The organism is Thermobrachium celere DSM 8682, assembly GCF_000430995.1.
GTDB lineage: Bacteria > Bacillota > Clostridia > Clostridiales > Caloramatoraceae > Thermobrachium > Thermobrachium celere.
Window position 1 is genome coordinate 1 of the sequence record NZ_HF952032.1, and the last position, 977, is coordinate 977.

Annotated in this window: 1 rRNA gene; it reads left to right on the plus strand. The window is 51.8% G+C overall.

From position 1 onward, the window contains the following. Positions 1-977 (plus strand): 23S ribosomal RNA (locus TCEL_RS13255); the annotation flags it as partial.

The following is a 977-nucleotide window of genomic DNA, read 5'->3' on the forward strand; positions in this document are numbered from 1 at the left end:
TATCCATGGACAGGGTGAAGGTGAGGTAAAACTCAATGGAGGCCCGAACCACGTTGGTGTTGAAAAACCATGGGATGAGCTGTGGATAGCGGAGAAATTCCAATCGAACTCGGAGATAGCTGGTTCTCCCCGAAATAGCTTTAGGGCTAGCCTCGGGTTAGAGACATGGAGGTAGAGCACTGAATGGGCTAGGGGCCGTCTAGGTTACCGAACCTTATCAAACTCCGAATGCCATAGTCTTGATGCCCGGGAGTCAGACTTAGAGTGATAAGATCCTAAGTCAAAAGGGAAACAGCCCAGACCATCAGCTAAGGTCCCAAAGTGCATGTTAAGTGGTAAAGGATGTGGGACTTCTAAGACAACCAGGATGTTGGCTTAGAAGCAGCCATTCATTTAAAGAGTGCGTAATAGCTCACTGGTCGAGAGGTCCTGCGCCGAAGATGTCCGGGGCTCAAACATGCCACCGAAGCTATGGATTCATGCTTACGCATGAGTGGTAGGGGAGCTTTCTTAGCGGGTTGAAGTCAGACCGTGAGGACTGGTGGACTGCTAAGAAGTGAGAATGCTGGCATAAGTAGCGAGAAATAGGTGAGAATCCTATTCGCCGAAAACCTAAGGTTTCCTCAGGAAGGCTCGTCCGCTGAGGGTTAGTCGGGACCTAAGCCGAGGCCGAAAGGCGTAGGTGATGGACAATCGGTTGATATTCCGATACCACCAGCAGCCGTTTGAGAGATGGGGGGACGCAGGAGGATAGGCTGAGCACACTGCTGGATATGTGTGTCCAAAGCACAAGGTATGCCTCTTAGGCAAATCCGGGAGGATAAGCTGAGTGCTGATGGGGAGCCGTAAGGCGAAGCAGCCGATTTCACACTGCCGAGAAAAGCCTCTATCGAGGATGCTGGTGCCCGTACCGCAAACCGACACAGGTAGGTGAGGAGAGAATCCTAAGGCGAGCGGGAGAACCCTTGTTAAGGAAC